This is a genomic window from Ekhidna sp. (assembly GCF_963691765.1).
GTDB lineage: Bacteria > Bacteroidota > Bacteroidia > Cytophagales > Cyclobacteriaceae > Ekhidna.
The window spans coordinates 2,733,943-2,756,345 of record NZ_OY829375.1 but is presented as its reverse complement, the minus strand read 5'-3'; the positions used below and the strand labels follow the sequence as shown (position 1 = coordinate 2,756,345).

At 38.2% G+C, this 22,403-nt stretch carries 18 protein-coding genes; 8 read left to right on the top strand and 10 right to left on the bottom strand.

The genetic code is table 11. The features are described 5' to 3' along the window. Positions 1–63 precede the first annotated feature (63 nt). Positions 64–1,407 carry an adenylosuccinate lyase gene (purB, locus tag ACY650_RS12485; protein WP_462247930.1) on the top strand — a complete coding sequence of 448 codons (1,344 nt, stop codon included), beginning with the start codon at positions 64–66 and terminating at the stop codon, positions 1,405–1,407. Here the strand turns inward: purB and ACY650_RS12480 are convergent, their stop codons facing one another. From ACY650_RS12480 to ACY650_RS12465, 4 genes are read right to left on the bottom strand one after another with little or no spacing between them, the layout of a single operon-like run. After that, positions 1,408–2,331 (bottom strand): aspartate carbamoyltransferase catalytic subunit, encoded by a 924-nt coding sequence (locus tag ACY650_RS12480; RefSeq protein ID WP_462247928.1) that lies wholly within the window; start codon positions 2,329–2,331, stop codon positions 1,408–1,410. It abuts the gene before it with no gap. Next, positions 2,328–2,870: a bifunctional pyr operon transcriptional regulator/uracil phosphoribosyltransferase PyrR gene (gene pyrR / locus ACY650_RS12475; protein ID WP_462247926.1), complete on the bottom strand. Its 543-nt coding sequence runs from the start codon at positions 2,868–2,870 to the stop codon at positions 2,328–2,330. The genes ACY650_RS12480 and pyrR overlap by 4 nt, the downstream gene beginning before the upstream one ends. A 34-nt stretch (positions 2,871–2,904) precedes the next feature. Beyond that, positions 2,905–4,461, bottom strand: a complete 1,557-nt coding sequence (locus ACY650_RS12470; protein ID WP_462247925.1) for a hypothetical protein — start codon at positions 4,459–4,461, stop codon at positions 2,905–2,907. Positions 4,462–4,491: 30 nt separating this feature from the next. Then, on the bottom strand, positions 4,492–4,899 hold the full coding sequence (locus tag ACY650_RS12465; RefSeq protein ID WP_462247924.1) for an EVE domain-containing protein: 408 nt from the start codon (positions 4,897–4,899) through the stop codon (positions 4,492–4,494). A gap of 102 nt (positions 4,900–5,001) precedes the next feature. Here ACY650_RS12465 and ACY650_RS12460 point away from each other — a divergent pair, with 102 nt between their 5' ends. Genes ACY650_RS12460 through ACY650_RS12450 form a run of 3 tightly spaced genes read left to right on the top strand, consistent with a single transcriptional unit; the run spans position 5,002 to position 6,904 of the window. Further along, complete coding sequence (locus ACY650_RS12460) at positions 5,002–6,003, top strand: glycosyltransferase family 9 protein (RefSeq protein ID WP_462247923.1); 1,002 nt, start codon at positions 5,002–5,004, stop codon at positions 6,001–6,003. Continuing rightward, positions 6,003–6,488, top strand: a complete 486-nt coding sequence (locus tag ACY650_RS12455; RefSeq protein WP_462247921.1) for a SixA phosphatase family protein — start codon at positions 6,003–6,005, stop codon at positions 6,486–6,488. Before ACY650_RS12460 ends, ACY650_RS12455 begins: the two co-directional genes overlap by 1 nt. 38 nt (positions 6,489–6,526) lie before the next feature. Next, positions 6,527–6,904, top strand: coding sequence for a VOC family protein (locus ACY650_RS12450; RefSeq protein ID WP_462247920.1), 378 nt, complete (start codon positions 6,527–6,529; stop codon positions 6,902–6,904). On the opposite strand, the gene hslU is transcribed toward ACY650_RS12450, so the two are convergent. From hslU to lon, 3 genes are read right to left on the bottom strand one after another with little or no spacing between them, the layout of a single operon-like run. Beyond that, the gene (gene hslU, locus ACY650_RS12445) at positions 6,901–8,286 is read right to left on the bottom strand and encodes an ATP-dependent protease ATPase subunit HslU (protein WP_462247919.1); all 1,386 of its coding nucleotides are present in this window, start codon (positions 8,284–8,286) and stop codon (positions 6,901–6,903) included. The genes ACY650_RS12450 and hslU overlap by 4 nt on opposite strands. Beyond that, complete coding sequence (gene porQ, locus ACY650_RS12440; RefSeq protein WP_462247918.1) at positions 8,283–9,275, bottom strand: type IX secretion system protein PorQ; 993 nt, start codon at positions 9,273–9,275, stop codon at positions 8,283–8,285. Before porQ ends, hslU begins: the two co-directional genes overlap by 4 nt. Next, complete coding sequence (gene lon, locus ACY650_RS12435; protein ID WP_462247917.1) at positions 9,272–11,740, bottom strand: endopeptidase La; 2,469 nt, start codon at positions 11,738–11,740, stop codon at positions 9,272–9,274. Before lon ends, porQ begins: the two co-directional genes overlap by 4 nt. A gap of 145 nt (positions 11,741–11,885) precedes the next feature. Between lon and ACY650_RS12430 the strand changes: the two genes are divergently transcribed. Beyond that, positions 11,886–13,886: an OmpA family protein gene (locus ACY650_RS12430; protein WP_462247916.1), complete on the top strand. Its 2,001-nt coding sequence runs from the start codon at positions 11,886–11,888 to the stop codon at positions 13,884–13,886. Here ACY650_RS12430 and rseP read toward each other — a convergent pair. Both rseP and ACY650_RS12420 read right to left on the bottom strand, forming a co-directional pair. Then, positions 13,883–15,196 carry an RIP metalloprotease RseP gene (gene rseP / locus ACY650_RS12425; protein WP_462247915.1) on the bottom strand — a complete coding sequence of 438 codons (1,314 nt, stop codon included), beginning with the start codon at positions 15,194–15,196 and terminating at the stop codon, positions 13,883–13,885. The two genes, ACY650_RS12430 and rseP, sit on opposite strands and share 4 nt — an antisense overlap. After that, the gene (locus ACY650_RS12420; protein WP_462247914.1) at positions 15,197–16,351 is read right to left on the bottom strand and encodes a 1-deoxy-D-xylulose-5-phosphate reductoisomerase; all 1,155 of its coding nucleotides are present in this window, start codon (positions 16,349–16,351) and stop codon (positions 15,197–15,199) included. A gap of 128 nt (positions 16,352–16,479) precedes the next feature. Here ACY650_RS12420 and ACY650_RS12415 point away from each other — a divergent pair, with 128 nt between their 5' ends. After that, entirely contained in the window at positions 16,480–17,895 is a 1,416-nt protein-coding gene (locus tag ACY650_RS12415; protein WP_462247913.1) for a trypsin-like peptidase domain-containing protein, read from the top strand. Here ACY650_RS12415 and dnaA read toward each other — a convergent pair. Next, a complete protein-coding gene (gene dnaA, locus ACY650_RS12410; protein WP_462247911.1) occupies positions 17,892–19,280 on the bottom strand; it encodes a chromosomal replication initiator protein DnaA in 1,389 nt (462 codons plus the stop codon). The genes ACY650_RS12415 and dnaA overlap by 4 nt on opposite strands. Before the next feature lie 243 nt (positions 19,281–19,523). Here dnaA and ACY650_RS12405 point away from each other — a divergent pair, with 243 nt between their 5' ends. Together ACY650_RS12405 and scpA are read left to right on the top strand one after the other, a co-directional pair. Further along, the gene (locus ACY650_RS12405; protein ID WP_462247910.1) at positions 19,524–20,399 is read left to right on the top strand and encodes a methylmalonyl-CoA mutase family protein; all 876 of its coding nucleotides are present in this window, start codon (positions 19,524–19,526) and stop codon (positions 20,397–20,399) included. Continuing rightward, the gene (gene scpA / locus ACY650_RS12400; RefSeq protein ID WP_462247909.1) at positions 20,399–22,399 is read left to right on the top strand and encodes a methylmalonyl-CoA mutase; all 2,001 of its coding nucleotides are present in this window, start codon (positions 20,399–20,401) and stop codon (positions 22,397–22,399) included. The genes ACY650_RS12405 and scpA overlap by 1 nt, the downstream gene beginning before the upstream one ends. The last annotated feature ends 4 nt before the right edge of the window (positions 22,400–22,403 follow it).

Sequence of the window (22,403 nt, the reverse complement as noted above, 5' to 3'; positions counted from 1 at the left end):
AATCACAGAGATATCAACTTGTGCGAATTCCATGTGAGACGTTAAAAAACTAATTATATACACATGAATTTCAATCCACTTGAGGGCATCTCACCCATTGACGGAAGATACAGATCAAAAGTATCACAACTTGCAGACTACTTTTCGGAGAAAGCTCTTATTCAATATAGAGTTAAAGTAGAAATACTATATTTCATCGCCCTTTATGAAAGTGGTATTCCGCAACTCAAAAATTATGATCCCAAAAGCAACGATGCACTAAAAGACATTTATGAGTCATTCTCTTTGGAAGATGCAAATGCTATCAAAGAAATAGAGAAAACGACCAATCACGATGTAAAGGCAGTTGAGTATTTTATCAAAGAAAAATTTGATCAACTGGAGCTACAGGAATTCAAGGAGTTTATCCATTTTGGACTCACGTCTCAGGATATTAACAATACTTCAATTCCACTTTCGCTGAAAGATGCTTTGGAACACTCTTTCTTACCAAAGCTTGAAGAGTTAATTGAAGAATTGACAATGAAAGCCAAACTTTGGGAATCTATCCCAATGTTAGCTAAAACGCATGGACAGCCTGCCTCTCCTACCAAGCTTGGTAAAGAACTAATGGTATTTGTGACAAGGTTGAATGAACAAGTTGATCTTTTAAAACAGATTCCATTTGCAGCTAAGTTTGGTGGGGCTACTGGAAATTTTAATGCTCACAATGTTGCCTATCCTTCACATGATTGGCATTCGTTTGGTAACGCTTTTGTATCTGACAAGTTAGGTTTGAAAAGAAGTCATCCAACCACTCAAATTGAGCATTATGATCATTTAGCAGCTCTTTTTGATGGATTAAAGCGGATAAATACGATTCTCATAGATTTTAGCAGGGATGTGTGGCAATACATTTCGATGAATTACTTCACCCAAACCATCGCTAAGAATGAAGTTGGGTCTTCTGCAATGCCTCACAAGGTCAACCCTATTGATTTTGAGAATGCAGAAGGAAATCTTGGAATCGCAAATGCATTATTTGAACATTTGAGTGCTAAACTTCCCATTTCAAGACTGCAGAGAGATCTTACCGACTCTACTGTTCTTAGAAATATTGGAGTTCCAATTGCTCACACATTTATCTCTTTGCTCTCATTAGAAAAGGGATTGTCCAAGATTAACGCGAACGAAAATGCCATTCGTGCGGATCTAGAAGATAACTGGGCTGTTGTAGCTGAAGCTATTCAGACTATTTTAAGAAGAGAGGGATATCCTAAACCTTATGAGGCTTTGAAAGCGCTGACCAGAACAAATGAGGCGATTACAGAATCTTCTATTCAAACATTTATAGAAAGTCTAAACGTATCGGAGGAAATAAAAGCAGAATTGAAGAAAATCACACCTTATAGTTATACTGGAAAATAATTACGCCACCCCAGCTAGAAGGTATAGAACCGCCATTCTAATGGCTACACCATTTTCGACTTGTTGAAGAATGATCGAATGGTCTGAATCTGCAACATCACTCGTAATCTCTACACCTCGATTGATAGGTCCCGGGTGCATAATAGTGATTTCCTTATTCAGCGAATCCAACAACTCCTTGTTGACACCAAAGAATTGAGAATATTCGCGTAATGAGGGGAAGTACTTCATTTGCTGCCTTTCAAGCTGGATTCTTAAAATGTTGGCAACATCGCACCATTCCAAAGCTTTTCGAATACTGGTTTCAACCTTTACTCCTAGCTCCTCAATGTGCTTAGGAAGTAATGTTGCTGGCCCACAAACCATCACATCAGCACCTAAAGTCTGTAATGCGAAAATATTGGACAGCGCTACACGCGAATGCAAGATATCCCCAACTATAACAACTTTCTTACCTTCAACGGCACCACACTTTTCTTGTATTGAAAATGTATCTAGTAACGCTTGAGTTGGGTGTTCATGAGTGCCGTCACCAGCATTAATTATGTTAGCATCTATATGCTTAGCAAGAAAGTGAGGTGCTCCCGGACTTGAATGTCTCATTACAACCATATCCACTTTCATGGCTAGAATGTTGTTGACAGTATCTAGCAATGTTTCTCCCTTCTTTACAGAACTTCCAGATGCAGAGAAATTAACCACATCTGCTGAAAGTCTTTTTTCAGCAAGCTCGAAAGACAGCTTGGTGCGTGTAGAATTTTCAAAAAAGACATTAGCAACAGTAACGTCTCTCAGAGAAGGCACTTTTTTTATAGGTCGATTAATTACCTCTTTAAAATTATTTGCTGTTTGAAAAATGAGTTCTATATCCTCTCTGTCGAGGTTTTTGATACCTAAGAGATGTTTAGTTTTCAGCTGACTCATTCTTTCTTCGTAATTAACCAAATATGATCTTCCTTTTGCTCCTCATCCAATTCGACGAGTACTTTCTGCGACTGAATTGTATTCACCTTCCGACCAACATAGTTTGCCTCTACTGGGATATGTCTACTATACAGTCTGTCAATTAGCACTAATAACTCAACCTTTGCAGGTCTCCCAAAAGAATTCATGGCATCTAGGGCCGCTCTCACAGACCTACCAGTAAATAATACATCATCAACCAAAATGACATTCTTATTTTCTATCAAAAATTGGATTTTGGTTTGACTCGGTGTGATTGGCTCTTCTCTCCTTCTAAAGTCATCTCTGTGGAATGTTGTATCCAGATATCCTAGATCAATCTCTTTATTGATTAAGCTTTGAAGCTCATCTTTTACTCTCTCAGCCAAGTAAATACCTCGAGGCTGCATACCAATAATGACTGTTTGAGAAAAATCTCCATGAACTTCAATGAGTTCTTGGCACAATCTGCTGATTGTGACTTTGAGTAGTGGGCTATCGAAAAGCAGTCGCTTTTGCATGAGTAATTGTTCCCACAAAAATAGTATTTAACAATTAATTAGGCTGCCTGTTCAAGTCGTATTGAATCTTATTGATGTAAAAAACTTTTCTTTGCGTTCTTCCGGCAACACCATTTGGGTTATGAATTGTCTGTTCACCATATGCAAACAATGTATTCTTATACCATCTACTAAGTCCTTCTACACTTGGATCCTTAGATTTCACTTTGTCCGTCTCGAAAGAAAGTTTTACAGGATTGAATGTCCGCCCCTCCACTACTTCATTACCTGAAACAACTTTTGATCTTATCTCATTTTCCTCCAAATACATCAAGATAACTTGATCACCAGATCCACTTACTATTACATTTTCATCCAATGAGTAGGTTTGAATATCCTCTATTTTGAAGGTCTGATCCCAAAGAATATTACAATTTTGATCGAAGCCTAAAACAACTGCATGGGTATAATTATATCCTAAGAAATATGGATTTCTACCAAATCCAGAAGGAGTGCCAAATGTTCCATAAGAGCTTCCATTCGAGGAATAGTTATACCTTGGATAGTAAGCCTCTGCAATCATTATATATTCTCCATCCCGTTCTAGAATTTCATGAACAAGCAAACGATAATTGAATCTCTTAACCTTACCTTTTTCCTTTTTCTTTTCAATACGGTTCTTTATCCGCTCCTCCCTTCTAGGCTTTAGGTGGCCGAAAAAATTATTCAAATCTGCAAAAGGAAAGTATTTATTGAATTGCTGTTGGCCATTTATGAATTTGCTGAGATAAAATCCCTGACTGTACTGATTGGATTTTCTTGAATGAGTACCCGCTAGATACTGAAGTCCTCCGGCAAAGGTTGTGCTGGCGGCATCCAGCAAACTCATCCTATCACCAGGATTTACCAAGTTGTCTTGTATGATGTCTCCCCGATCCGTGAATGTCCGAACCCGGATTGTATACTTCTTATTTCTCATCTTCTCCGCGAGAATCACAGTAAATAACTTGGATTGCTCATCGACCACTAGGTCTAGGATATCATTTTTATTGTCGTAGAATCCTGGTACCACTCTAGGTATCCGATCAATGATGTTATATGTAATGACAACAGGTCTAAAATTGGCATAACCTGCAATTAAGAGTGTTTCACCAACAGACTCAAAATGTAAGATTTGAACGGGAAAAACGGTGGTGATTTCATACGCAACATATTCTTTTGAACTCACTGTAAACTGATAGACAACCAAATCCTGATTCCTATATCGATTCGTACTAAACAATAAATAAAATCTTCCGTCAAAATACTCGTAACCCAAAATGTCACCTCCGGCCGGAATAACTAAATTCTGAGACCACACTACTTGAAGTGCTGTATCAATTAAATGCACCTTCCATAAGTATCCTCCTCCTTTTACATCATCAGTTGTCTCTTCAGCCACCAATATTCCGTCTTGCGAGCCAGGCACTACATAAAAATTAGATTGAGATGCATTCTTCTCAAATTCAATGCGATTCGGCTGAAGGATGACCGCACTGGTGTCTCTGTCTTTTTTTCTTTGACCAAAGGCAATAAGTGGAAGAAGGGTGATTACAAGTAAAATCTTATTCATGCTATTTAAACACTTACGTCATTAATTTCCCTATCGTTCACTGAGTTCAAGAATGATATCATACTCCTCCCTTCTTACGGACTGTACAGATAGTCTAGAATACTTCACGAGCTGCATTTCGCTCAGTCTATCATCAGCCTTTACTTCTGCTAGTGTAACTGCTCTTTTCAATTTCTGTTTAGGAATAACATCCATCACGTACCATCGATGATCATCTGTAGTAGGATCTTGATAATATTCTTTCACAACTTCCGCGATACCTATAATTGATTTTTCATTAACACTATGATAGAAAAGACATAGGTCGCCAACCTTCATCTGCTTTATGTTATTTCTCGCTTTAAAATTTCTAACACCATCCCAATGATCTCTCCCCAACTTCACCAGATCATCCCAAGAATAGGTATTAGGCTCACTTTTTATCAGCCAATAGTTCATAATACTTAACAATCATCTAATAATATGACGACAGAATTTTAACAGTTAAAATTTGATAGCGTCAACACCAAACAATTTACTTTTAAGTCAATTAAAACCCATATGAAAATACTCATTATTCATACGGTATCCAGAGATGAGGCATTATTTGTAGGCCCAGTCTTAAGAGCTCTAAAGTCAGAATTAGATGCTGAAGTACACCTTGCTGTGAATACAAACATCGCTACTTTATTTAGAAACTCTCCTTACATAGATGGCATCCATAACTCACAAACAACTCTTATAAAACTAAGGAAGGCATTAAAAAAAGAGGGTTTTGACTATATAGTAGATCTTCAAAATAGCTGGAAGTCAAAAATTGTTAGAATCGATATGGCGAAGAAATATCTGGTATTTAAACCAAAAAGATTTTACAAGTGGTTTTTCATTAAAACCAAGATAAATCGTCTTCCGAAATCCCATTTAATTGATCAGTATTTCGAACTATTGAAAAACTTAAATGTAAAAGGCGATAGTTTGGGGTTGGATTTCTTTTTAGACGAAAAAGATGTTGTTGAAAATGACTGGTTACCTAAATCTCATCAATCTGGATATGCCACGATTGCTTTGAGCGCCACGCACAATACAAAAAAACTTCCGGTAAATAGATTAATAGAGCTTTGCGACCGCATCAATAAGCCCATTATCCTAATTGGTGAGGAGAAAGACAATGATTTGGCTAATGAGATTGAGACATTTTTCAAAAGGGGAACCGAAGAAGAAGAAGAGGCAATTGAAGGATTGAATAAAAAAACAACCATATTCAATGCTTGTGGGAAGTTTAGCTTTAATCAGTCAGCATCAATCGTCAAAAATGCTCAGTGGGTGTTTACTTACGATAATTTAATGATGCATGTAGCAGCGGCATTCAAAAAGCGTCTTTACACCATATGGGGAAGTTCAACTCCATTTTTCGGAACATATCCATATCGCACACAGTTTACAGTATTTGAAAACAATGGATTACCATGCAGGCCTTGTTCAGGTTCTGGATTTACTAATTGTCCAAAAGGACATTTTAAATGTATGAATGATTTAAATTTTGATTTCTATTTACCAGACTAATGAAAACACTATACCTCATTCGTCATGCAAAATCATCATGGGCATTTGACCTAAATGATCATGATCGACCTTTAGGTAAAAGAGGAAGAAAGGATGTATTCAAAATGGGAAAGCATTTGTTGGAAAATCAGCCTCCTCCTGAAATATTAATCTCAAGCACAGCTAGCAGAGCATTTTATACTGCATTGCACATTTGTGATCAAATGGGAATTGATGAAGGTCACATACGACTTGAAAAAAATCTTTATCATGCCGGATCATCCGAAATATTAAGCGTAATTAAGGAGGCTCCAAATTGTGAAAGATTAGCCTTTTTTGGACACAACCCAGGATTTACTAGCGCGGCTAACTCACTCGCCAATTTAAATTTTGACAATATCCCTACCTGTGGGATGGTTGGGATAAATTTTAATGTTAAATATTGGAAAGATGTTGAATTTGGGAAAGGCATGCTTACATTTTTCTACTTCCCAAAGGAGATTTAGTAGCTTAGAAAGAATTTAAGCAACCAAGATTCAATCTTATGGATAATTCTAATTCAGTCAAGATCACTGGAATGACCTTGGCAGTATTCAAAATGCAAGAAATGGTCAAATTCTATTCTCAAGTTTTTCAAATACAATTTGAAGAGCTGAGCATGTTTGATTCCAAACTATATAAAACCTCTCTTGGTGATCTCGATATTCTATTTTGTCCTGCGGAGCTAGCTCAAAATACCTCCACTCAAAACCGACATCAACTGAATTTCACAATTAATAATCTTGAGGATATCAGCAAAGAGATAGCAACCCTAGATGGTGAAATCATGGGTGATGTCCAAAATGATGGTTCCTCCATTCGAGTGGGAATCAAAGATCCAGACAAGAATACTATTGAGCTTATCCAGCTTTTAGAATCTTAGAGAATATATCTGCTGAGATCTTTGTCTTTCACAAGCCCTGCTAATTTTTCCTCAACGATCGCTTTGTCTATAACTATTTGAGCATTTGGCCCTATAGTATCTGGAATATCAAACAAGATTTCATTCAGAAGTTTACTCATCACAGTGTGAAGTCTTCTGGCTCCAATATTTTCAACTTCTTCATTTATCTTGAATGCCATGCCAGCGATTTCTTCTAATGCATCGTCTTGAAAAGATAGCTTAACATCCTCTGACGCTACCAGCGCTTCATATTGCTTTGTCAGCGCATTTTTAGGTTCCGTAAGAATTCGGAGAAAATCTGCTTGAGTGAGATTATCCAGTTCAACTCGGATTGGAAAACGTCCCTGTAGCTCAGGTATCAAGTCAGATGGCTTGCTAAAATGGAATGCACCAGCAGCAACAAACAAAACATGGTCTGTATTGATAATACCATACTTAGTATTGACCGCACTACCTTCTACTATTGGAAGCAAATCTCTTTGTACCCCTTCTCTGCTGACATCAGGACCTTTGCCACTATCACCTCCTTTGGCAATCTTGTCTACCTCATCAATGAAAATGATTCCGGTGTTTTCAGCCTTGTATATTGCCTCATCTTTTACCTCATCCATATCGATCAATTTGGATGCTTCTTCTTCAAGGAGAATTTTACGAGCTTCCGCAATGGAAACCTTTCTTTTCTTTTTCTTCTTCGGCATCATATTGCCGATCATTTCTTGAATATTGATCATTGAAGCCTCATCCATACCTCCACCGATCATACCTACATTTCCAGATGAATTTGCAGTTACATCTATCTCTATTTTTCTATCATCAAGCTCGCCGTTTTGAATTTTTTCTCTGAAACGAGCCCTTGTTTGTTCGTTCAGTTCAACTTCATTTTCGGGCTCATCACTTCCAATTTTAGTTGCATATGCATTGGATGTTCCTCTAAGAGGTGGGATTAATGCGTCCAAGATGATCCCCTCAACTACTTCAGCAGCTTTTTCTTTTACTTCCTCCTTTTTAGAGACTTTAACCATGTTGACAGCTTGCTCAACCAGATCTCTAACCATACTTTCAACGTCGCGCCCGACGTATCCAACTTCCGTGAATTTTGAAGCTTCAACTTTGGTGAAAGGTGCATCTGCAATTTTGGCCAATCTTCTGGCTATCTCAGTCTTACCAACACCGGTAGAGCCAATTAGAAGAATATTGTTAGGTACAATTTCTCCTTGAATTTCTTCACGCACATTCATACGCCTCCACCTATTCCTTAATGCAATTGCCACATTTCTTTTTGCGTCTTTTTGCCCGATTATATACTTATCTAGCTCTTCAACAATTTGCTTTGGCGTCAAGTCGTTTTTTATACTACTCATAAAATTTTCTTAAAATCGTTAAAATCGGTGCGTAGGCTAATAAAGCTGGTTCCGCCCGCAGAATGGAAAGTTGCTCTGGAAAATCGCAACTCTATTCTTTTTATTTGCACCATTATTCCATAGGAAAACCCTGCTCCTCCACCTATATTCTCCAGTCTCAATTCCTGCTTTCTTTTGTGATTATATCCAACCAATAATTGGAAGTTCTTACTTAAAAGAACCTCGGTTCCAAAATTTAAACGTTTCAGCACTTTGTCCACCGATTTATTAGATCTTCCTCCATCACCCTCTTCCAATGCAAAATTCTCATTAACAAGATTGGTTGTTGTGATTGTGAATCTAAGCGGCATATACTGCGGTTTGAACGATGTACCTAATTTCACATCAAATGGGATTGACGGAGATTCTAAAGTTGTAAAATCAGAAATTGTTGCACCCATGTTCTCGAAAACCATCGAAACACTCCAATTATTTCTTATTCTGAAAACACCTCCAATATCCATTAGGATAGCAGTGGATCCGTATGTATCTATCGAAGAGTGAGCAACTTTTAAGCTGGCACCTAGAGTAAATGGCCCCACAGTATGAGCCTTCCCTATTTGAAAGGTATAATCTTGTGCTTGGAAAGTACCTAAGTCATTGCCAAACTCGTCTGTCATTTCAAATGACCCATAGTTTACGTAATTCAAACCAGCAGCAAAGACACCCAAAGAACCAACTTCAAATGAATACGCTCCGGAATAGACGGAAATATCCGCGAAATATGGATTTATTTGAATGAAAATATTCTTGGCTCCAACCGAGTCCAAGATTGCCGGATTTTCAAAAAACTGAGAAATGTCTCCATCAGCAAGCGATATTGCTGTGCCTCCAAGAGCCGCTGCTCGGGCATTGGAGGTGAGGTTCAGCGATTGATACCCTAACTGACCACCAACTTGCGCCCACCCAATTAGTGGGACAAAACATGCTATGAGGATTATTATTCTCAATCTTTCTTTTCTTCTGGAAGAATAAATTCGATAGGATTAACTGCTTTTTGATTAGTTAACGCTATTTCCAAAACTTCAGGTACATATTCAACAAAATGAATTTTTAGTCCTTTCAGATATTTCGCATTGATTTCTTCTAGGTCTTTTTCATTTCTATTGCACATGATAATCTCTTTGATCCCCGCTCTACGTGCCGCAAGAATCTTTTCCTTGATGCCGCCTACTGGTAATACTTTCCCTCTAAGCGTAATCTCTCCAGTCATTGCCAATTGCTTCTTCACCTTTCGCTGTGTAAAAACTGAAGCTAGCGATGTTAGCATAGTTATTCCTGCGGATGGTCCATCCTTTGGTATTGCTCCAGCTGGCACGTGAACATGTAAATCGTAATTATCAAATACTCGATAGTCAATCCCCAATATTTCAGAATGAGATCTTAAATACGAAAGTGCTGCAACAGCAGACTCCTTCATAACATCACCCAGCTGACCAGAAAGAGTAAGCTTACCTTTCCCCCTACTCAATGACGATTCAATAAACAAAATATCTCCACCTGAAGGTGTCCAGGCGAGTCCTGTTACTACGCCAGGAACTGAGTTATCTTCATAGTTATCTTTATCAAAGATCTCTGGACCTAATATTTCTCTAACTCTTTTATCGGTTATTTTGGAATCGTACTCCTCCTCCATAGCTACTGATTTAGCTATAGACCTCACTACCGAAGCAGCTTTTCTTTCAAGCGTTCTAACGCCAGATTCACGTGTATAGTCATTTACCAATTTGGTAATTGCCGATTTATCGAAGGCTACGTCCGACGCCTTTAATCCATGCTCTTTCTTCTGCTTTGGAATTAAATGCTTCTTCGCAATCTCCACCTTTTCTTCCAAGGTATACCCACTCACATCGATGATTTCCATTCGATCTCGCAATGCTGGTTGAATGGTATCTAATGAATTTGCAGTAGCGATAAAAAGTATCTTAGAAAGATCGTAGTCTACCTCTAAATAATTGTCTTTGAATGTTGAATTCTGCTCTGGATCCAGCACCTCAAGCAATGCCGAAGATGGATCTCCTCGAAGATCAGAACTAACCTTATCTATCTCATCCAAAATGAAAACAGGATTCGAAGATTTAGCTCTATTAAGATTTTGTATAATCTTTCCAGGCATAGCACCGATATATGTTTTACGATGTCCTCTAACCTCAGCCTCATCATGCACCCCCCCTAGAGACATCCTAACATATTTTCTATTTAATGCATCTGCGATTGACTTACCTAAAGAAGTTTTCCCAACTCCTGGAGGTCCGTAAAGACAAAGTATAGGCCCTTTCAAGTCTCTTTTCAACTTCCTTACAGCCAGATACTCGATGATTCGATCTTTTACTTTGTCTAAACCAAAATGATCTCTATCAAGTATTTTTCGAGCATTTTGTAGATCAAAATTATCCTCAGTGACTTCATTCCAAGGCAGATCTACAAGGAGCTCAGCATAGCTCATTGCGACTGGAAACTCTGCAGCTGCAGGATTCATTCTCAAAATCTTATCAAGCTCCTTGTTGAAATGCTCATGAACCTCCTCTGGCCAATCTTTCTTATCTCCACGCTTACGCAAGGCCTCCACTTCTTGATCTGGACCATCCTGACCAAGCTCATCCTGTAAGATCCGAATCTGTTGACGTAGGAAGTAATCTCTTTGCTGTTGATCTATATCTGTATGAACCTTGTCTTGAATCTCTTGCTTGAGCTCTAACATTTGAAGGTCCTTCAACATGAATTGTAGAAGCTTCTCTGATCTGATTTTAGGATCATCAATTTCTAATAGCGATTGCTTATCTCCAACTTCAGCATTAATATTTGAAGATAAGAAGTGAGTAAGAAAATTGAAGCTATCAATATTATCAATGGCCACCCTAGCTTCTTTTGGAATCTCAGGACTCAATCCCATTATCTTAGTTGCAGTATCCTTCAAAGACTGGATAATTGCCTTCTGCTCCTTTTTAGGAAGTGAATTAGATTTATCAGGTATGGTTTCATACTTGATCATTTGATGTGGATCTTCCTGCAGCCTCTCAGTGATCTTAAAGCGATTTTGTCCCTGAATGATAATTGTAGTATTGCCATCAGGCAGAACTATCATCTTCAAGATCTTAGCTATAGTTCCAATTTCATATAGATCCTTAAATTTCGGATCCTCAGTATTCACATTTTTCTGAGCAATTACCCCGATTATTCGATCCCCTCGATATGCTTTTTTCACAAGCCTAATTGACTTGGTCCTGCCAACAGTGATTGGAAGAACCACGCCTGGAAATAATACTGTATTTCGAATTGGAAGAATTGGAAGATCTTCAGGAAGGTCCGATTCCTCCATCTGGCTATCTTCAGGAGAAATGATCTGGATAAATTCTTCCGAATCTTCGTCTACAAATTCTGGTATGAAAAATGATTTCAAATTAGCTTCACTCATAAATGCCAATATGTCATATAAATTGTGCACAACCCCACGTGAATGGGAAAGGTACATAATTGTCAATCGTTGTGCCAAAGTATATGTACATGGCAAATAGTGCTAACTTTAATTTAATTTTAAATAATACTGACGAATCGACAGCATGAGCCGAAATCATCATCGCTACTTAGGCTTTTTTTTACTTCTACTTACTCTTTATGCATCTGCGCAAAGAGGAAGGAAGGAAGTACAAATCATTGGCGATTCAATACCTAAAGATGTTGTTTTCAACGCATATGAATTCAAAGGCATAAATAAGTATCCTGAATATTTCAACAAGCAAAAGCTACAGCGGATAATAGAGTTAGATAGAGAGGAAAAGTGGGAGGACTTATATATCAACCTCAAAGACTATGTTAGCAAATTTGGTATCCGGAATTTTTATAAGGATACACGCCTCATTTGGAAACTTGCCAAAATGACGGAATTGTTTGGTGATCCGGATGAAGCAAAAACACTCTATCGGATGGTTCTGCGGCATCACTACCAAGGAATAAACATTAAAGAAATTGAATTGTATTACGATTCGCTCAATCGTCAGGCCGCAGAGCAATTTGTGCCAATAGATTACTACTATGAACTAGTAGAACATCGAAAACTCATAGATACGCTACAACCTCCTCGTGGTGTCCTTTTGAATATGGGCATGCTTGTAAATAGTGCAAGCGCAGATTATGGACCCTCTCTAAATATTCATAATGATATTCTTGTATTCACTTCTAAAAGGAAGCAAGTAGATGAGACAATACGCTTTCGAGAAGATGAGGACCTTTTCTTCAGCCATAAGGATCCTTATGGCACATGGTCAAAAGCTAAACCGATTGACAAGCTAAACTCGCATTATAACGAAGGTTCTCCATGCTTAAGCGGAGATGGAAAGACATTAGTTTTTTCTCGATGCGATTCCCCTGATTCATATGGAGATTGTGACTTATTTATCGCAACCTTACAGGCGGACAGTACATGGACACGTCCTGAAAATTTAGGGGTAAGTGTCAATAGCCTTGCTTGGGATTCACACCCAGCTTTATCACATCAAGGTGATACGTTGTATTTTGCTTCAGATAGATTGGGCGGTTTTGGACTTTCTGACATTTATTATACAACAAGAGATGAAAAAGGGAGATGGTCTGCTGCCCTAAATGTAGGACCAGTAATAAACACGAGACAAAACGACGTAAGTCCTTTTTATCATCCAATACATGAAGTCCTATACTTCAGTTCTCAAGGTCAACTTTACAACTTTGGAGAATTTGATATCTATAAAGCATACCATAAGGATGGATTTTGGACAGAACCTCAAAACATTGGCCCATTAGTGAATGGACGAGGTAGTGAATTTTATTTTACAATAGATTCAGAATCTGAACTTCTATTTTATGCTAGATCCTCGACTAGAGATTTGAATAAACAAGACATTTATTCATTCCCTTTACCAATGGAAGCACAACCAGAAGCTACGACTCCAGTTACAGGAACACTTACCGATTCATTGACAGGCGCCCCTTTTCAGGGAATTGTATCAATAATTGATCTAGATCGGGGCAATGAAGTAGCTCCAAAATTCTTAAAGTCTGATGGTTCGTTCGAATTTGATCTCATAAACAATAGAAATTATCTGCTAATTCTTCAAGGTGATGATTTCTTTAGAATAGAAGAGGTATTCTACTTAGACGGACCATTGGAGATAAACACGGTAACTCAACCTCTCGCCTCGAAAATGAAGTTTGAATCCATTGAATTTGATGTTGGAAAAGCTGAGCTTAAAACTGAAATGTATGCCGATTTAAATAAGGTCGTAAACTTTCTTTATGACAACATAGATTTCAAACTCCGAATTTCCGGTCACACTGATTCAGTGGGCGATCCAGAAAAAAACCTTCAACTGTCTAAGGAACGCGCACAAAATATTCGGGACTACATTGTCATTTTTGCCGGCATCATTAAAGAGCGGGTCCAAGCGGACGGTTTTGGCGATACACAACCAATTATTCCGGAAGAAGTAACCGAATCAGATCGAAAGCTAAACAGACGAGTAGAATTTGAAATCTACAGAGAGGTTCCTCCAAGAGAAGACTCAGAAGACTCTATCAGCGATTTTTAGAATAAGCTTATGGTGTCGTTGATGATTACAAAAGCCATCAACGATAAAAGAATTACCATTCCTACTTTCTGAGAGTTTTCCAAGAATCTATCCGAAGGTTTTCTGCCAGTCACAATTTCCCATGTTAGGAATACAACATGACCTCCATCAAGAGCTGGGATAGGTAAAAAGTTCATAAACGCAAGAACCATTGAAAGAAGCCCAACAATTCTCCAGAAGTTGTTCCAATCCCATTCTGGACCAAAAAAAGTAGCAATCTTAATAGGACCTGATAGAGATTTTCTCACATCAACTTCTCCAGCAAACATCTTCTTGAATCCCTTAATATTGAGCCAAACTACCGCAAATGCATTGTAGGTCCCTTCACTAAGTGACTCTCCGAATGTGAATTCCCTTGTGACGAATTCGAGTTTGTCTTCGATTTTTAATCCAAGCGTGCCATCTACTGCAACAAATGCTTCTGTCTTTATCAATTCGCCACCACGATCAATTTCTATAGATACCGTTTGTTCAACATTTGCGTCTAAAACAGTAACCAACTGATCAAAGTACAGGACTTCCTGACCATTGACCTTTAAGAACTGATCGCCGCTACGGATGCCAGCATCAGCTGCACTAGAACCCGGTGTGACAACATCTATGATGTATGGTCTCCTAGGAGAAATAATATTTACACGATTTTTCTTGTCAGCGAATTTGTCAATGAAATCATTCGCCATATCCACTCTGACTTCTTTACCATCTCTAAGGACAGTATAATAGTTATCTGAGCCAAGAAGTAAATCAGGACTTAAAATATCTGAGAAACGCTCATATTCTTGTCCATTAATGGCAATAACGCGGTCTCCGGTTTGAAAACCAAGTTGCTCTCCAAGATCGTAGGCAACAATTCCGTATTTGTTTAGCTCATCTTTAGTGACATAGCTTTCTCCATTTACCCAAGCCAAACAAATAAAAATGATGATTCCAGTAACGACATTCACGATTATTCCACCCATCATCACAATCAATCTTTGCCACGCCGGCTTTGCTCTAAATTCCCATGGTTCTGGCTCTTCACTTAAAGATTCGGTATCCAATGATTCATCAATCATTCCAGAGATCTTAACAAATCCCCCTAGCGGAATGGCTCCAATTGAATACTCAGTTTCCCCGAACTGCTTACCCCAAATTTTTGGAGGAAAGCCGATAGAAAATTTTTCAACTCTCATTCCGAATGATTTAGCGGCAATTAAATGCCCCCACTCATGTACTCCTACCAAAATTGACAGCCCTAAAAGGAGCTGTCCTACCATAATTAAAGTCTCCATCTATCTTATCAATTCGAGCGCTTTGGCTCTTGTTTCTTTATCTGTCTGTATAAAATCTTCTATTTCAGGATTGCGAATATAGCTCACCTTTTGCAGGCAATTTTCAATAACATCCGAAATCTCGAGAAAACCTACCTTATCCTCTAGGAATGCTTGAACAGCAATTTCATTCGCTGCGTTCAATATACATGGTTGATTTCCTCCTTCTTTTGCAACCTCAAAAGCTAATCCAAGGTTTCGAAATGTTTCAATATCGGGCTTTTCGAATGTCAATTGTGGATAATCCATAAAATCAAATCTTGGATAATCAGCCTTTAATCTTTCTGGATAAGTCATCGCAAATTGTATTGGTACACGCATATCTGGAAGTCCCATTTGAGCTTTCATAGATCCATCCTCAAATTGAACTAACGAATGAATGATAGACTGTGGATGTACAATGACTTCAATTTGTTCGAGACTAACTCCAAAAAGCCACTTTGCCTCAATCACTTCCAACCCCTTATTCATCATTGTGGCCGAATCAATCGTTATTTTGGCTCCCATATCCCAATTTGGATGCTTTAACGCTTGATCTTTAGTTACTGATGCCAGTAGCTCACGGTTTTTACCTCTAAATGGTCCTCCGGAAGCAGTTAGAATCAATTTTTCAATCGGATTATGGAACTCCCCTACAATACATTGGAAAATCGCTGAATGTTCAGAATCAACAGGTAGAATGTTAACACCTTTACTCTGGGCCAGTTGAGTGATTAATTCACCTGCCACAACTAATGTTTCCTTGTTTGCCAGTGCGATAGTCTTTCCTGCATTAATAGCTCGAATGGTCGGTAATAATCCAGAATACCCTACCAATGCGGTTAGAACCATATCTATAGATTCCATCTCAACCACTGAAGCCAATGCATTTTCTCCAGCATAAACTTTGATATCAAGTGAATCGAGCGCATCAAACACTGTTTGATACAAATCTTCATTAACAATAACGACACTATTGGGATTGAATTCCTTAGCTTGATTTATCAATAACTCCGCATTGTTTTGCGCGGTAAGTACTTCAACTTCAAAATTGTCTGGATGGCGCTTGATTACATCAAGCGCCTGGGTTCCAATAGAACCTGTTGAGCCTAGAATGGCAATATTTCTTTTCTTCATTTAGGTCGCTTAAGCCATCTCATTAAAAAGAACAGTCGGCAAAGGTAAGAGTTTGCTTTTTTTAACAATTGAATGGATTCATTTTTGAAATGAAATAGTTTCTTTATCGAAGAATTAAAGTTCAGATCATGAATAAAGTACTCACAATTTTACTTGCCCTCGCTTCAGGATTTGCTGGCGCATTTTTATTTTCAAAACTTTCTGAGGAAAAAACTCCAAACATAGTTGTCCAAGAAACCATCAAAGCTCCGATAAGTCAGGTCGGGCTGTCAAATCTAGTACCAAACGAAAACTTTGTTGAAGCTGCTAATAGAAGTACGGGCAGTGTAGTTTTTATTCAGACGCTTAGTGAAGTGGACTATCGAAGTGGCGGGTGGATGGACTGGTTTTTCGAACCTAGGTCTTCACAACAAATTGGAAGCGGTTCTGGGGTAGTATTTTCAAACGATGGGTATATCGTTACAAACAACCATGTAATTATGGACGCGGACGAAATAACCGTAGTTGCCGGAAAAAGAAGCTACGAGGCTGAGTTAGTTGGACGAGATCCGAGTACAGATCTGGCGGTTATTAAAATAACCGATGGCAATTTACCCGCAATAGAAAAAGGCGATTCTGAACAAGTAAATGTGGGAGAATGGGTGCTAGCTGTTGGTAATCCCTTTAATCTCACCTCTACTGTTACTGCTGGCATTGTAAGTGCTAAAGGAAGGAACATCAATATTTTGCGAGACAAATTCCCAATTGAGAGTTTTATACAGACAGATGCAGCAATTAACCCAGGTAATAGTGGAGGAGCATTAGTTAACTCGAACGGTGAGCTGATTGGAATAAATACAGCCATCTTATCGCGTACCGGAACTTATGCAGGATACGGTTTTGCTATTCCAGTAAACATCGTAAAAAAAGTATTTAACGATCTAGTTCAATATGGAGAAGTGCAAAAAGCATTTACAGGAGCTGAATACATTGAAATAGATAGCGAATTGGCTGATAGAATGGGCGTTGAAGATTTGGATGGAGTAATTGTCGCTGAAGTAAAATACGATGGCCCTGCTGAAAAAGCTGGATTGCAAAAAAGAGATGTCATTAGAAAAATCAATGATTACAGAATCGAGAGCAAAGCCACGTTAGAGGAATTAATCGCAAAGAGCTATCCTGGAGATAAACTCACCATCCTGATTGAGCGTGACAGCGAAATGATTAGCAAAGAACTCACGCTTACCAATAGAGAAGGGACTACAAGCATCATTAAAAGAGACATCTATTATGCAGACGATCTAGAGGCAAGTTTCGAAAGTGTCTCTAAAGTCGAGAGAGATGCTTTGGGAGTATCCAGTGGTGTGAAAGTCATTGATTTCAAGAATAACGGCTTTTTTTCCAACTTGGGAATACCGAAGGGATTTATTATCACACAGATTAATAGCAAACCCATCAATAGACCAAAAGAACTTGAAAATGCGCTTTTGAATGTAAGAGGAAGATTTGATGTAATTGGAATAGATAAAAGAGGAAGAAAAGTTTACTACCCTTTCAGACGTTAGGCAGTACGCATTTTCAACTTCTTCTTCAACTCATCTACTGAGTAGCGAAATTTAGCATCCGTATCCATCATATCATTTACTGATTGAAGCGCATGAATAACAGTACTATGATCTCTTCCTCCAAAATGATACCCAATTGATTTCAATGAGTGGTTGGTATAGTCTTTAGAGAAATACATCGCTACCTGACGTGCAATTACAATCTCCTTTTTTCTGGTTTTCGCTTTAAGATCATCCTGCCCTACGTGGAAGTAATCAGACACCGTTTTTTGGATATAATCGATTCCAACTTCAGAGTCAATCTCTTTTACGATGTTCTTAAGTACCTTCTTTGCAAGTTCTAAATCTACTTCAACTCGCATTAGCGAGGCATGTGCGATTAGCGATACGATTACTCCTTCCAGCTCACGAATGTTTGTATCTACAGTATAAGCTATATATTCAATTACTTCTTCAGGGATGTGTATTCCATCTTCCTGAATCTTACGTTGAATTATTGCCATCCTAGTTTCAAATGCAGGTTGCTGCAGGTCAGCAGTAAGTCCCCATTTAAATCTAGATACCAAACGCTCTTGCAAACCTTTCAAATCCTTAGGCGCACAATCACTCGTCATCACAATTTGCTTTCCAGCTTGATGTAAATGATTGAAAATGTGGAAGAATATTTCTTGAGTCTTTTCTTTATCTCTTAAAAACTGAACATCATCCAGTATCAAAATATCAACCTCTCTGTAATAAGAGATGAAACTTTGTACATTATTATTTTTTAAAGAGTCAATGAATTGATTCGTGAATTTTTCTGAAGCTACATAAATGATCTTTTTAGATGGATCTTCTCTTTTAATGTAGTTTCCTATTCCTTGTACCAAGTGAGTTTTTCCAAGACCAACACCACCATAAATCATGAGAGGGTTAAAAGAAGTAACTCCAGGTTTCTTGGCCACTGCGTATCCAGCAGATCTTCCAAGTCTGTTACAATCTCCTTCTATGAAGTTATCAAAGGTGTATGTGGGATTTAAATTATTCTCACTGTTCAAATCATTGATAAATGCAGTATTCACTACCTTACCTAAACTTCCATTGCGATCAGTTAGGTTGTTGATTTTCAGGGAAGTGGCTCCAGATTTATTAGAATCTTCATTTTCAACTACAACAGAATATTCCAATCTTGCATCATCCCCCATTTCCTTAGCAATGGCTTCTTTTAGTATGTGAACGTAATGTTCTTCCAACCACTCGTAGAAAAACTGGCTTGGGACTTGAATAGTAAGAACGTTTCCCTCAGTTTTTAAGGGGTTTATCGGATCAAACCAAGTACTAAAACTTTGGTTAGGAATACGCTCTCTTATGTATTCAAGGCAGTTTTTCCAGATTAATTCATGCATCTCCGATTAGAGTTTGTAGTGGTTTAAATTGGCTTAGGTGATCCCTTAAATTTCTAAAAGGGCATCAAATATGTTTTATTTTTTTTTCTAAAAAAAATGGTTTTTACTCTTGATTAATTCAAAAAGATACATATGTTATTGAAAGCCACATTTTGAGAAAAAAATCTTTGAAAAATACAATTTTTCTTAACATGCTGATTCTGACCTAATTTCGTGAAAAGTTCACTGAACAACATTAAAATTTTGAAAAATTTAAACCTCAATATCTTCCCCCAAACTAGCAAAGACGAATGGCTCCAACTTGCTGAAAATCAACTAAAAGGAGCTAATCCAGCCACTGAATTAGCATGGGAAAATGATGCCAACATTAATCTTAACGGCTACTACGATCACTCAGATATTCTTCATCTAAAATATTTAGAAGATTTTTTCTCAAATGTTCAACCACATAAGTGGAAATTATATGAGAGGATTATTTCTAGCAACCCTGAAGTTGCCAATGAGCAAGCGCTGAAAGCATTGATGGGAGGATGCGACGGGATAATCTTGAGCAGTTCGAGTAATATGGAGGTTTTGCTGAAAGACATAAATTCAGAAATATGTGAAATTAGCTTTGATTCTTCGGCTTCACCAATATCCGTCGCAAGCTTTACCGGATTTCAATTATTTGAAAATGGGAACTGTGCTTCATCAGATGTCACAAAGAATCCCATCGATCAGCTATGCGAGTTATTTCAAAAATTGAAGAACCATACATACGTTCATAGAATTGCAGTTTCAGATTTTTTCCTAGAGATAGCTAGTGTTAGAGCTCTTCGATACTTATTAGATAATCGAGGTTTTAAAGGTGTACATATTCATTCGCAAATTCCGCAACATGAAGAGGATGATCATCAGTGGTTTCTAAATACTACCTCAGGACTGGCAAGTATTCTTGGGGGAAGTCATTCCATAGACCTGACAACAGCTTCGGGTGATTCTAGAATAAGTCGAAACACCGGGAATCTAATAAGAGAAGAAAGTGGTATTGAAGAATATGGAGATCAATGCGGTGGTTCGTACTACATTGAATTTTTGACAGATAAAATAATTAATCAAGTATCAGAAAGGCTGAAATAATGAGTAGTAAGAAGTATTTACAAGATGGATTTTCAGCTGGAGCTCCTCCTTTCCTTCGTGGGCCTTATGCTACGATGTACACTTCCCGCCCGTGGACTATTAGACAGTATGCTGGATTCAGTACAGCTGAAGAGTCTAATGCTTTTTATAGAAGAAATCTTGCCGCTGGACAAAAAGGTCTTTCTGTAGCTTTTGACTTAGCTACACATAGAGGATATGACAGTGATAACCCTAGAGTAAAAGGAGATGTCGGTAAAGCAGGTGTTGCTATCGATTCTGTTGAGGATATGAAAATCCTTTTTGACCAAATTCCGCTTGATAAAATGTCAGTTTCCATGACAATGAATGGCGCTGTTATTCCAGTGATGGCATTTTATATAGTTGCTGCAGAAGAGCAAGGAGTTTCCGCGGATTTGTTAACAGGAACCATCCAAAATGACATTTTGAAGGAATTTATGGTTAGGAATACCTACATCTATCCACCTTCTCAGTCTATGCGAATCATTGCTGATATCTTCAAGTTCACCTCGGAGAAAATGCCAAAATTTAATTCCATAAGCATCAGCGGCTACCACATGCACGAAGCTGGGGCCACAGCTGAACTTGAAATGGCGTTTACATTGGCCGACGGCTTAGAATACGTGAGAACAGGAATAGAAGCAGGAATAAATATAGACTCCTTTGCCCCTCGTCTTTCATTCTTTTGGGGAATCGGTATGAATTTCCTCACTGAAATAGCCAAAATGAGAGCTGCCAGAGTTTTGTGGGCTCGCATCATTAAAGGTTTTGACCCAAAGAATGAGAAGTCAATGGCTTTGCGCACGCACAGTCAGACTTCTGGCTACAGTCTCACAGCGCAAGATCCTTTCAATAATGTAGCTAGAACAACAATAGAAGCACTAGCAGCTACACTCGGGCATACGCAATCGCTACATACCAATGCATTAGATGAAGCAATCGCACTTCCTACGGATTTTTCTGCGAAAATTGCTAGAAACACGCAAATCTACCTTCAGAAAGAGACCAATATTACTAAAGTGGTCGATCCAATGGGAGGTTCAAGGCATATAGAAAAACTCACAAATGACCTCATTGAAAAGAGTTGGGAAATCATCCAAGAAGTTGAGGAAATGGGTGGTATGTCTAAAGCAATTGAAGATGGGTATCCAAAGATGAAAATCGAAGAAGCTGCAGCGCAAAAACAAGCTCGTATCGATTCTGGAGTCGAATCAATTATTGGGGTAAACAAATTTATCACCGATGAAAAAACAGACATTGAGTTGCTAGAAGTAGACAATAATGAGGTACGGAAGAAGCAAATAGAGCGCATCAATAATATCAAATCAACAAGAGATGAAGCTGCAGTCCAAAAAGCTTTGCAGAATTTAGAAGAAGGAGCAAGGTTTGATGGCAACTTACTTGAATTAGCCATTGAAGCAGCTAGAAAAAGAGCTACTTTAGGAGAGATATCTCTTGCTATGGAACAAGTTTTTGGTAGATTTCAGGCTACGAACAGAATCATTTCAGGAGTGTACTCATCTGCGATCAAAAACAATGAAGATTTCAAAAAAGCTTTGGAACTATCGGACAAATTCGAAGAGTTTGATGGGAGACGTCCGAGAATCATGATAGCCAAGATGGGACAAGATGGGCATGATCGTGGTGCTAAAGTAATAGCAACGTCTTTTGCTGACCTTGGATTCGATGTTGACATTGGGCCATTATTTCAAACTCCTCAAGAAGTAGCTAAACAAGCTATTGAGAATGATGCACATTTAATCGGAGCATCTTCATTAGCTGGAGGTCACAAAACATTAATTCCTGAATTAATTGAAGAATTAAAAAAACAAGGTAGAGGTGACATTTTGGTTGTTGCTGGAGGAATAATCCCTGAAAATGACCACCAAGAGCTGTTTTCAAAGGGAGTAGCTGACATTTTTGGACCTGGAACAATCATTTCTAAGGCAGCAATTAAAATTCTTAACAAACTGATGGCCTAATAGT

Excerpts from the sequence above, each read along its gene's own strand:
- lon (WP_462247917.1), bottom strand. The coding sequence starts at position 11,740 with ATGAGTGAAGCTAATTTGAAATCATTTTTCATACCAGAATTTGTAGAC.
- ACY650_RS12455 (WP_462247921.1), top strand. The coding sequence starts at position 6,003 with ATGAAAACACTATACCTCATTCGTCATGCAAAATCATCATGGGCATTT.
- dnaA (WP_462247911.1), bottom strand. The coding sequence starts at position 19,280 with ATGCATGAATTAATCTGGAAAAACTGCCTTGAATACATAAGAGAGCGT.
- ACY650_RS12420 (WP_462247914.1), bottom strand. The coding sequence starts at position 16,351 with ATGAAGAAAAGAAATATTGCCATTCTAGGCTCAACAGGTTCTATTGGA.
- rseP (WP_462247915.1), bottom strand. The coding sequence starts at position 15,196 with ATGGAGACTTTAATTATGGTAGGACAGCTCCTTTTAGGGCTGTCAATT.
- ACY650_RS12450 (WP_462247920.1), top strand. The coding sequence starts at position 6,527 with ATGGATAATTCTAATTCAGTCAAGATCACTGGAATGACCTTGGCAGTA.
- ACY650_RS12465 (WP_462247924.1), bottom strand. The coding sequence starts at position 4,899 with ATGAACTATTGGCTGATAAAAAGTGAGCCTAATACCTATTCTTGGGAT.
- hslU (WP_462247919.1), bottom strand. The coding sequence starts at position 8,286 with ATGAGTAGTATAAAAAACGACTTGACGCCAAAGCAAATTGTTGAAGAG.
- purB (WP_462247930.1), top strand. The coding sequence starts at position 64 with ATGAATTTCAATCCACTTGAGGGCATCTCACCCATTGACGGAAGATAC.
- ACY650_RS12480 (WP_462247928.1), bottom strand. The coding sequence starts at position 2,331 with ATGAGTCAGCTGAAAACTAAACATCTCTTAGGTATCAAAAACCTCGAC.
- ACY650_RS12430 (WP_462247916.1), top strand. The coding sequence starts at position 11,886 with ATGAGCCGAAATCATCATCGCTACTTAGGCTTTTTTTTACTTCTACTT.
- ACY650_RS12415 (WP_462247913.1), top strand. The coding sequence starts at position 16,480 with ATGAATAAAGTACTCACAATTTTACTTGCCCTCGCTTCAGGATTTGCT.
- ACY650_RS12460 (WP_462247923.1), top strand. The coding sequence starts at position 5,002 with ATGAAAATACTCATTATTCATACGGTATCCAGAGATGAGGCATTATTT.
- scpA (WP_462247909.1), top strand. The coding sequence starts at position 20,399 with ATGAGTAGTAAGAAGTATTTACAAGATGGATTTTCAGCTGGAGCTCCT.
- pyrR (WP_462247926.1), bottom strand. The coding sequence starts at position 2,870 with ATGCAAAAGCGACTGCTTTTCGATAGCCCACTACTCAAAGTCACAATC.
- ACY650_RS12470 (WP_462247925.1), bottom strand. The coding sequence starts at position 4,461 with ATGAATAAGATTTTACTTGTAATCACCCTTCTTCCACTTATTGCCTTT.